At 29.9% G+C, this 10,826-nt stretch carries 10 protein-coding genes and 2 pseudogenes; 2 read left to right on the top strand and 10 right to left on the bottom strand.

The genetic code is table 11. The features are described from left to right. Nucleotides 1-598 precede the first annotated feature (598 nt). Nucleotides 599-1,800, top strand: a pseudogene (locus COI44_RS23355) (IS110 family RNA-guided transposase). 1,104 nt (nt 1,801-2,904) lie between these two features. Here COI44_RS23355 and COI44_RS23350 read toward each other — a convergent pair. The 7 genes and pseudogenes from COI44_RS23350 to COI44_RS23320 all read right to left on the bottom strand — a co-directional run. Continuing rightward, nucleotides 2,905-3,216 (bottom strand): annotated as a pseudogene (locus COI44_RS23350) (hypothetical protein); the annotation flags it as partial. A gap of 75 nt (nt 3,217-3,291) precedes the next feature. Continuing rightward, complete coding sequence (locus tag COI44_RS23345; RefSeq protein WP_098430028.1) at nt 3,292-3,828, bottom strand: hypothetical protein; 537 nt, start codon at nt 3,826-3,828, stop codon at nt 3,292-3,294. 346 nt (nt 3,829-4,174) lie between these two features. Next, complete coding sequence (locus COI44_RS24900; protein ID WP_098430027.1) at nt 4,175-4,468, bottom strand: DUF4304 domain-containing protein; 294 nt, start codon at nt 4,466-4,468, stop codon at nt 4,175-4,177. A gap of 86 nt (nt 4,469-4,554) precedes the next feature. Continuing rightward, nucleotides 4,555-4,932 carry a hypothetical protein gene (locus COI44_RS23335; RefSeq protein ID WP_142329304.1) on the bottom strand — a complete coding sequence of 126 codons (378 nt, stop codon included), beginning with the start codon at nt 4,930-4,932 and terminating at the stop codon, nt 4,555-4,557. Nucleotides 4,933-5,277: 345 nt separating this feature from the next. Continuing rightward, on the bottom strand, nt 5,278-5,541 hold the full coding sequence (locus tag COI44_RS23330; protein ID WP_098430025.1) for a hypothetical protein: 264 nt from the start codon (nt 5,539-5,541) through the stop codon (nt 5,278-5,280). A gap of 418 nt (nt 5,542-5,959) precedes the next feature. After that, on the bottom strand, nt 5,960-6,982 hold the full coding sequence (gene ltaE, locus COI44_RS23325; protein ID WP_098430024.1) for a low-specificity L-threonine aldolase: 1,023 nt from the start codon (nt 6,980-6,982) through the stop codon (nt 5,960-5,962). A 113-nt stretch (nt 6,983-7,095) separates the two neighbouring features. Then, nucleotides 7,096-8,103 carry a helix-turn-helix domain-containing protein gene (locus tag COI44_RS23320; RefSeq protein WP_098430023.1) on the bottom strand — a complete coding sequence of 336 codons (1,008 nt, stop codon included), beginning with the start codon at nt 8,101-8,103 and terminating at the stop codon, nt 7,096-7,098. Between the two features lie 284 nt (nt 8,104-8,387). Between COI44_RS23320 and COI44_RS23315 the strand changes: the two genes are divergently transcribed. Continuing rightward, nucleotides 8,388-9,542, top strand: coding sequence for a tyrosine-type recombinase/integrase (locus COI44_RS23315; protein ID WP_098430022.1), 1,155 nt, complete (start codon nt 8,388-8,390; stop codon nt 9,540-9,542). A gap of 132 nt (nt 9,543-9,674) precedes the next feature. On the opposite strand, the gene COI44_RS23310 is transcribed toward COI44_RS23315, so the two are convergent. Genes COI44_RS23310 through COI44_RS23300 form a run of 3 tightly spaced genes read right to left on the bottom strand, consistent with a single transcriptional unit; the run spans nt 9,675 to nt 10,705 of the window. Beyond that, nucleotides 9,675-9,944, bottom strand: a complete 270-nt coding sequence (locus COI44_RS23310) for a hypothetical protein (protein ID WP_098430021.1) — start codon at nt 9,942-9,944, stop codon at nt 9,675-9,677. 3 nt (nt 9,945-9,947) lie between these two features. Then, nucleotides 9,948-10,334 carry a hypothetical protein gene (locus COI44_RS23305; RefSeq protein WP_098430020.1) on the bottom strand — a complete coding sequence of 129 codons (387 nt, stop codon included), beginning with the start codon at nt 10,332-10,334 and terminating at the stop codon, nt 9,948-9,950. Then, nucleotides 10,334-10,705, bottom strand: coding sequence for a DUF2089 domain-containing protein (locus tag COI44_RS23300; RefSeq protein ID WP_098430019.1), 372 nt, complete (start codon nt 10,703-10,705; stop codon nt 10,334-10,336). The genes COI44_RS23305 and COI44_RS23300 overlap by 1 nt, the downstream gene beginning before the upstream one ends. Nucleotides 10,706-10,826 lie beyond the last annotated feature (121 nt).

Genomic DNA, 10,826 nt, shown 5'->3' with positions numbered 1-10,826 from the left:
ACATTTACATTTACATGGATTACTATTACATTTGTGACATTTACATTTACACGGATTACAATAACATCGTTGACATATCGGTAGCGATATAATACTAGGAATCTTTCGTTGTTGTGACATATTTTACACCTCTCCTATATAATATATGTTCACATTATTTTATTAATATAGGACAAAGTGGTTCTTATAGTTTAGAAAAATAAGCAATATAACTATAAAGTTGGATTAATCTACAATTCATACATAAATTAAAACTTTAAAAATCTAATAATATAAGTAATCTTTTTGAGGCAATAAACAGATACTAAATTTCATTTACAACTCTTTTGTTCTTATGCAACTAAACTGCCATTTCGTATTATATGGTTAGCCAGAATTTTCTGGTTGACCTATTTTTTATAGGTTATATGATTACAGTAGCCAGGGTAGAACGTAACTGCCAGTGGGACCATGATCCCGTCCGCTAAACTGTTCTCCCTCTACTTATAGAAACATGTTTGAGTCTGGTTGGGACTTGATCCCGAATAACAAGCGAAGCTATGAAACTATAAGAAGAGCTAGAGGTTACTGGTAAAAAAAGAGTTAAGGAGAGATGTAAATGAATCCAGTAGTTGGTCTGGATGTTTCAAAAGGAGAAAGTTAAGTACAAGCCTTTTTAAATAAGAGTATTCCTTACGGAAAAAGCTTCAAAATTTATCACACAAGCGAAGGCTTAAATTTCTTTCTACAATTTTTAAAGGATTTAGAAAACAAGACATTAGTTAAACCTACTATCATTCTAGAAGCCACAGGACATTATCAAGCACCTGTCATTCAATTCTTAGAGAAATACAATTACTTGTATATTATGATTAATCCTTTAGTATCCCATCAGTCTAAAAAAACAAGCTTAAGAAAAGTAAAAACTGATGCCATGGATGCCTATAATCTTTGTAAAATGTTTTATAAAGAAGAGTTAGAGCCCTATAAAAAGCGAGGAATTAATCTCTTAAACCTACGCCATTTAACGAGACAACATGAGGCGATAACTGGTATGTATATCCAAGCAAAGCTACAATTTCACACCATGTTAGATCAAGTATTTCCTGAATATAGACGCGTATTTGGTGATTTATTTTCTAAAGTATCTTTAAATCTATTAAATGAATTTCCCACTTCTGAAAAAGTTTTAAAAGAATGTGAAGTAAATTTAGCTGAGAAGATCCGTTCACTATGTAAAACACGTTCTTACCAATGGGCATTAAAAAAAGCAGCTAAATTGAAAGAAGCTGCCATGAATAATCCGTTTGATAAAATTATTTACCAAAGTCATTTAATCAGTCTAAATATGTTTATTCAAATGCTTCTTCAATATCAAGAGCACCTATCTATCTTAGAGGAACAAATAGCTACTCTCACTAAAGATATCGAAGAATATAAGATAATCCAGTCTATTCCAGGTATCGGAGAAAAAATCGGTGCAACGATACTCTCTGAAATTGGTGAAATAGAACGGTTTAATCATCCAAAAAATTAGTAGCCTTCGCTGGAGTTGATCCTAGTGTATTTCAGTCTGGTAAGTTCAATGCCACAATAAATCGTATTACCAAAAGAGGTTCAACTAGGCTCCGTCACGTTCTATATATGGCAGTCCTTTGTGGATTTAGGAGTTCCAGAAATAAACGATTAAAAGAATTTTATGATAGAAAACGTGGAGAAGGTAAACCCGCAAAAGTCGCAATAATTGCTTGTGTAAATAAATTATTACATTGGATATATACTCTGTTAAAAAGGAAAGAAACATTCCTTGATTTAAATTAAATACCAAAATTATGAAGTAATAACAAAACCTTCCAATAAGGTAATGGAAGGCTATTTGGCATGTCTATTTTTAGTATAACATGTGTTTTATAAGATTTTTATTGAAAAATATTGACAACTATTAGCTGGTTTAGTTAAACAAAAAAGAGTCACCGAAGTAACTCTGGTTCTAAAATTAATGCATGCGTTAGTTCAACAAGACAAAAACCGAAAATATGCATTACTTCTTCTGTTATGATAGAGTATCATAGCTACTTTTCTAGAAAATGAAAAAAAGACCTTCAATATCGAATAAACCCCTTTTCCTCGATAAATAAGCCTTTTTTTGCTCGTACTTCATGTCGATTATCAAAAGTAATATTTTTTTTATTACTTTAAGTCACGTATGTAATCTAGTTTTGCATATAATAATAAACATCCCTCTTTGAACATACCCGGAGAGGTGAAGAGGGATGTTTCCTGTAATACGAGATCCGCCAGGTATTACAGGATTCTATAGAATATGTGAAATAAGTAAAAAAATACACTCATTTCGAAAAGATAATTATTCTTAAACTTGGGGGAATTAATATCTACGCAATTTAGTTTTTTTCTTAAAAACGTACTTTTGTTCGTTCAATACGATTAATTATTTCAACTATCCTCATAATAGTTCTTTTACTATGTAATTTATTAGCCTATTCAACCCTTGTAATGGAGTGTTGTTGTGGTATTTTATTTATTGATATGTATGAACGGATTACATCAGAATTATTCGTGACTCTATAGTATGTTGATATATGTTATTTGGTTTGGGCATAAACTTGGGGGAATTTAACTCAATCGTTTTTAAAAAGCGTACTTTTGTTCGTTCAATATGATTAAATTGTATCTCTAACATTCCACTAATGAACTTTTTTCAAGGTTGATTCTGAAAGAGAGAAAAAGGATATTTAACTTTACTTATTGAACTAATGCTCTATAAGAATACCTTACCTTTATTAAAACCTTATCGAAACTTAACTTCATAAACTTTAACCTCTACCTGCAAAAAAAGCGATCTTTGTAATTGAAGAATCGCTTTTTTTCAAGACAATTTAACAGCCTGTTCAGAGAAAAACGAACCTATGTCGCAGTAGGAGGTGGGTTTATATTTAAAGCCACAATTTTGCAAGTTGAAATTGCAAATCTAACGGTTGTAGTTGGACTTATTGGTAAAGTACTTAACACTATACCAAGACCTGTTTGCTCCACGTTAAAGCCTGCTGCAATAGAACCATTACCAGCTAAAAGATTCACTGTAGAACCGATCAGTGTATCTAGCAATTCTCTAATTGGTCTTTCACGACATTCACATTCGCACCCAGAATCAACAGGTGGCAACAAGTTGATAGTAGGTCCTGGTGGTAAAAATCCCACCCCTGTTACATCAGAAACTATCCTGCCATTATGTTGAATAAAAAAACGAGCTCCTAGCAACTCGTGATATTCAACTAAAGAATGCGTTTGTTCTTAATCGTGTACATTATCAAAGTATCTTATAACGTTTAAAGCTTTTAAATATGCCTGGAATTCATAGTTATGTATGTCATGTTTATCTTCATCTATTGCATGTCCCTCAAGAATAATCATAATATAATGAAATACCACAGATGGAACATATCCAGTAACTACTGAATAAGCATCATCCATTGGATACTGTAAATCTTTAGATTGTAAAAATATTAATACTGTTTTTATATCATCATACTCTTTTTGCTTGTCCGCATCACTTAGATCATCATCATTTAGGATATTATTAAATATCATTTCAGTAAGCTCTTTTTCATCGTCCATTTGTAACTTTGTAACAATATCCCCTGTAATTCTATAACCTGCACAAATATCATCAAAATAAATATGAGAATCATTCTTCAATTCCTGATAATCCATTTTATCTATATTCACAGCTTGGAATTTTTGTTTCAAAATAGAGTTTATTTCGTTTAATGAATGTTTTCTAATGCTTAAATTAGAACATTGATATTTTTTATATAAATCTTCAATCATTATTCTGGCTCCTTTAAACTTTTGTTTTAAAGTAAATTATACAGTTCATAACGACATCTGTAATTTGGGTGATTTTTGGCTTTTTTCAAAAAAATTTTAGATAATCCTTATGAAACTAAACTGCCATTTTGTTCAATAAAAAAAAGCCGCATATTAGCAGCTCGCGTTATACAACTAGTGCGTTTCGATAGTTGAATAAGAATTCATTAATTAATATTAAGAAACTGTTTAGTTTCAAGAGTAGTTTGAAATAAGAGTTCAGGTTTTTCTTTAAATAATTTTTGTAAATCTAATATACTATTTATTTTCAGTATGTAATGTTTAATATGTTTATCAAGTTGTTCTATTAATTGTTTTTTTCCACATTTTGAATGTCGATAAGATCAGTTAACTTTCTATTAATTTTAAATTCGAAACGAAGCCGAATATTCCCGTCGGTGTATTTAGGCATTTCTTTAATGTTCAAATCTTTAATTACATAGCCTAAATTAAGATAATATCCGTTTAGATAACTAGATTTTTGTAAACCAAATACAGTGATAATTTCTTCATTAACAAAGCAGTAATTACCTCTTCTTTTTTTTAATCCTTTAGATAGAAAAACTTCATCTACAGATTCACCTAAGTAACTCTTGTTCATCAACTAAAGCATGAGTTAGTTTAATATGGTACTGTTGTTTTATATTTCACTCTCCATTCTCCTTTTTTACTATCTCTAACCAGAATTCAACAATAACCATCTATCTTTGTATCTGGTTCCCAACCACTACCGTCAGAAATGGCTTTAAAGTTAAAAAATACCACAATGACATTTTCTTCTTTTACATCAGTTATCCAACTCCCATCAGCAGAATGCTTATAATCTTCTAGCATTCCATTGGATTCTTTTTCTGAATACCATATGTCTGTAATTCTGCTTCCTCCAATATCGAATCCTGATTTCAATGTATTTACAGCTGCATTTATTTCTCCCCTAGTGAACCTTTTAGATTGTCCTATTCTTACCTTTACAGTGTCAGCATTCGTTTGATACTGATAAATAAAAATTGAGATTCCAACTACTAGTAATAGTAAAAGAGAGAGAAAAAGTTTCTTATTTTTCACGATGTGTATCCCAGTCTTTATTTTTTGTTTTTTTGAACTTCCAGTAACTTGCACACAATTATTATACATTGTATATCCACTACTTTTATTTGGGGTAATTTCACATTTTTTCATATAAAATCAGACAAACCTTATTCAACTGATCTGCTATTTAGTTAAACAAAAAAAGAGTCACCGAAGTAACTCTTGATCTTCAACTAATGCACTGCCTTAATTGCATAAATTCAATTGACCAGGTTAAATACTATATGATGTTTTTCTTATATCCAAAATTTCAGCTTTCGAACAATTAAAATGAAATCCATTGTCTTCATAGTCAATCACTTCAAGCTTTACGTTCTCCCATCACCGTTCGTTAGTATTTCTTATATCTAATGAAATTTGGTGATAGGTTCCATAAGATTCAAATTGGATTTTTTGTGGATCATGAAATCTAACCATAATTTTATATCTTAAATCATTGCTTTCAATTACAAATTCAATATCAAGTACAGCCTTCTTTTCAAAATTTTCTTCAAATATTTTCAAATGAACGTCAGTAATTAATCTAACATCCATGAAAGAAAAATCGCTTAACGTTCTTTTTACAAGATCTATTTTCAAATTCATAGTTCCACCTCAAATGGTACAAAGATTAAGTTACTAACGCACTGTGTTAGTTATATAAGGAAATTTAATTTTCTATTTTAATAATCAAATAGTATTGACTAAATATAAAATGTAAGAATCACATGCAATAATAAAAAGTACCAGCACTAACATCAAATAAAATATATTTGAGGTGATTTTATTTTTCTTATTTAACATTTTTAATTTAAGTAAAATTATTAAACACAAAATAATACTTACCCCAAGAATTGAATTTAGGAGCAAAATTATTCTCCTCTCATATTAAATTTGATTATTAAATATATTCAATTAAAAGGTCGCGTTTCCTTTGACTAAGAACTAAATTACTATTTACTCTAAAAATCCTCAAAATAAAAAAGAGGAATTTTCCTCTTCTTTTTAATTTCACACCAAAAAATTATATTGTTTTCATCACATCAATTACTTTATCAATATCATTTTTCGTTATCCAGTAATGTGTAGCAAAACGCATCATGCCGTCTTCTTCTGGCGCAAAAGTGATAATTCCGTTCTTTTTAAAAATTTGTTCAATTTCTTCGGGACTTCTTCTCATATCAGTCATTTGGAAGAATACTAAATTGATATGAAGTTGAGTTGTGTCAACATTAATTCCTGGGATTTCACTTAGTCTATTAGCTAAATATTGAGCATTTTCATGATCTTCATGTAATCGTTTCGTCATTTTTTCTAATGCGATTATACCTGCAGCTGCTAAAAATCCAGATTGTCTCCAGCCTCCACCTAGTAATTTACGTTTCTTTTTCGCTTTTTCAATAAATTCTTTACTTCCAGCAAGTATTGAACCTACGGGAGCACAAAGGCCTTTTGATAAACAAAACATTATCGAATCACTATATTGAGATAATTCTTCAACATCCGTTTTTAAATAAGTAGCAGCGTTAAATATTCTTGCGCCATCTAAATGAACAGGAATATTTGCATCCTTTGCTATGCTATAAACTTGCTTCATATAGTCGATATCAACTACAGATCCATTTGAATAGGCATTTTCTAAACAGATTAATGAAGTTTCTGGGAAATGGATGTCATCAGGTCGGATAGAATGTTTAATTCGGTTAATATCTATCTTGCCGTGAATTGTTTGTAATGTTCTTAAGTGAACTCCCGCAATAATTGAAGCAGCGCCTACTTCATGTTCAAATATATGACAATCCTCCCCAAGAATGACTTCAGTACCACGATCACAATGTGTAAACAAAGCAAGCTGGTTACCAAATGTTCCACTTGGTACAAATAATGCTGCTTCTTTCCCAACCATGGAAGCAGCTAGAACTTCTAATTTTTGTACAGTTGGATCATCCCCATAAACATCATCGCCAACTTCGGCTAAAAACATGGCTTGTCTCATTTCATCTGTAGGATTTGTTACAGTGTCACTTCTTAAATCGATAAACTTCATTTTCATTCTCCTTTTCACCATTTTCAGAATTATCTAAACTAGTTGAATAGAAGCATCGAGATTTGATTTCTAATACAAGTACCCATCTCATTGTCGGAAATTGGAGGATAAATTTAGTCATTAAATGAGTTGTTTTTTTCAAATTCCTTTAAACCTATAAGCAAAAGCTTCTCAGTAATATCCTCAATTCCAGTATGATGATCTAGTGCAATTTGTTTAATTTTTTCTTTTATTGAATCTTTCACAAAAATAGTTAGTTGTTCTTGATTACTTGTAAATACAATAAAACCTGGTCTAGTAGAAAGCTTACCATCAATTAAACAGTTTTGTAAAATTTCAAAATCTTGTTCAATTTGTGAATCAAGATATGGTAGTTTAATTGGTTTTATTTCGACCTTAATTGAGTTATTCATTATATAAAGATTCATATTTTGATGTCCAATGTGTTTATAAAATGAATCGATAATGCCAAAAATCGGGGCACTAATTGACTGAGGTATTGGAAATTGAAATGAAATCATGCCTCTTTTCGTACTATGACTGGCTTTTTTCATTTCATAAGCTTTTCTAAAACCACGGCTTGTAAGTTCTTCTTTGTTTAAAAGTTCTCCCATATTCGTTTTTGCTACGATTTCAGTGGTCTCATTAAGCTCGATGATTCGTGCTTTTTCGTTCGAGTTTGGAATTTCATATAGTCCGAATAAGTAAAATTCTAAGTCTTTTGTAAAAAAAGATTTTTTTCTCGATGCATTTTTTTGTGAGAATTTTAGATTTTCAATTTCTTCTTCTGGAATAAATACAGTTAGTCTACCTTTAAAATTTACTTTACTTGCGTTAATTTTCCCAGCTTTTATATATTGATGGATTGTTGCTTTCGATACTCCTAATAAATTAGCTGTTTCAAGAACAGTTAGTCCTACCGGTTTTTCCGTTTGGGACTTTAACTGATTAAGATCCTCTAGGTAAAACCTCATTGTTCCATCTATTTGCCAATCCTCATAAACTAGATTCAGTTTCCCAGCCTTTACATAATTGTAAATCGTTTGTTTCGATACCCCTAACAGTTCTACAGCCTCATTTGTTGTAACAATCTCTTTCATTTTTTGATCTTGTTCTAACATTTGAATTCTTCCTTTTCATTGTTTTATAGATTTATTATATCATAATTATTTCCAACAAATTGTTAAAAAGCAATTAAACAGATACAATTAAATTTATTTATTTATAAATAATTAATTATACGCAATTTGTTTTAAGTAGAATAATAGTGTATTTTTCTACCTTAATCATTTAATGCATTTAAATATTGATAAACTATTGAAGTTAATTATTTAAATGGAAAAAATATTCCAATTAATACTATAAATAGCATGATTTATGTATAATAGATTATGAGGTGAGTCATATGTTAGTAAAACCAAGCCTACTTATTACAAATTCAGTGCATTTACCAACTACGAATTTAAATGAATCCAACATAATTGAGTATTTAATAGATGAAACATACTTCCCTATTCTTCTACAAACAAAGTTTGAAAATGAAAAAAATCATCGTATGATCTATGAAGGTTTTTCTGATTTAGATATGATCTACTACTTTGTCCATCAAAGAAAAGATATTCAAAAGTCGAAACAACGAAAAGATAGTACAAAGATGGAATATATACGAGAGTTAATGCAGTTTTTTCGATACTTGATGAAGAGTGAAGAATTTTTGCGTCAGGATGTAGAATCTTATATAGAGACTTCATTTTTCAAAAATTTAAAACAAAGACATATCGATTCATATCAACAATGGCTATCTACTTATCAATACGGTTCGAACAAGCAACAATATCGTGTTACAACTCTTTCAAGAAAACTTGTTATATTAAAAAGTTTTTTTAAGTTTTTATTTGATAGTCATTATGTTCAAGTACCTTTATATACACGAATATTGAATGCAAAAATTACAAAAGATGATTTACCAAATCGTGATTTAGAAGAAAGTGAAGTTAAAGCGTTACTGAATTTTTATAGTGGAAATATTTTAAAAACGACTATAATCAAATTATTAGCTACAACTGGCATGCGAATTAGGGAACTAGCAGAGGCAAATTGGGGTAAAGTTACAAAGGATTCAAACGGTTATTGGCTCGAAATTGTTGGAAAAGGAAATAAAAAGCGTGAAGTTAAATTATTAAATCATGTATTTGTAGATTTATGTAAACTAAGGAGTAGACGTGGTCTATCAAATCTCATTTCAAAAACAGATTCAAGTCCATTCTTTCCAAATAAACGCAATCAACATTATTCGTTTAAATATTTATCAAAATATGTAATTGAAATGATAAAAGATTCTGAGTTGCCTTTTGTAAAAGAACATAATCGAACGAACAATATTAGTCCTCACTTCTTCCGACATCATTATGCATGTCGTTCAATTGAGAAAGGTGCAAGCATTTATCAAGTTAGTCGAAGTTTAGGTCACGAAAGCATTCAAACGACTGAACTTTATTTAGCAAAAATGATGAATCGAACTCAAAATGCTAGTAATGTTTGGGATGATGAAAATTATTAACAAGAAAAACCCCATTTTTAAAAAAAGGGGTTTTTTATAATTTTCGTTTGTTTACATAATATTATTATATTAACTTAAATCAAACGATTTGGAAAATAGAAAAATATAAATTAGTGTCTAAAAAACGGAACTTTATAGCTTTACTAACACCTCTGTTCCATCTTTTAATTTCGTATCAACAAGGATTAGTCCACTGTTTTTTGAGAGTCCCTGTAGTAACGGCTTCAAATCCTTTCGATCAATTTCAGGGAAATTGAATTTAGTACCATTTTTTTTAATGGCTTTATTTATTAAACGATTAAGCAATTTTGATGTGATGATCAAAATTGCTAAATTTAAAATTGCATAAGGAACAGGAATGGAGTATCGCTTTCCTTCTATTTTTACCTTGACCTTTATCATAATCTACTCAATCACAACAAAAACTTTATCACCGTTTGATGAAGTAATGTCAACGATTTGTCCGACCATTTCGTTTTCGATTGCTTCGATTAGCAGATCAACGTTAATATCTTTTACATATTTTTCTGCCTCAGGAATTTTTTCAGCAATATTTGTACCTACTTTTAAAACAGCCTTCACAAGATTAATCGGTACATTAACATTAACATTATCTCCTACTTCAGAGTTGACCCTAATCTTTAATATTTTATTTCCATACGCTTCTTTTTTTAAAGATACGCGTTCCGGCTGATCTTTATCTTGTAAAATATTAATTAATTCACTTGCCTTATCTTTATCAATCTTTCCTTCTTCCATCAACGTTAAGATTCTTGAAATCTCGTCTTTCATTATAAGTCCCCCTCTTTTAATAATTGAATGGCTTTCTCGGCAGTAATTTCGCCTTTTTCCAATAGTGTTACAATTTTTGATTTATCTATTTCTGGTTTCTTTTGAGTGGAATATCCAAGAGTAGAGATAATTTCATCTAATTTTCCTCTGACGGTCGGATAAGAAATTCCTAGTTCCTTTTCAACCTCTTTGATATTTCCACGACATTTAAGAAAAATCTCAATAAAATGAAGTTGTTCTTGGCCTAGAGCCGCTAATTTTGATACTTCAAATTCATTTTCAATCGTTGTCTGACAATGATTACAATGTAGTTTAGTAATTTTAAGTGCCTTGCTGCAAACAGGACAATTTGTGAGTAAAGGATACGACATACTGTTCTCCTTTCTTTTATTTAATCATATCATACACTATATATTTAATTTTTTAAACAAAAATTAAAAATTATTTATAAAAATTTATCTTTTAATTAAATTATTAAATATTTATATTAAA

Source organism: Bacillus sp. AFS088145, assembly GCF_002564465.1.
In the GTDB taxonomy this organism is placed as follows: Bacteria; Bacillota; Bacilli; order Bacillales; family Bacillaceae_G; genus Gottfriedia.
Note: the sequence above shows the minus strand (reverse complement) of the source record. Positions and strands in the feature narration are given on the sequence as shown.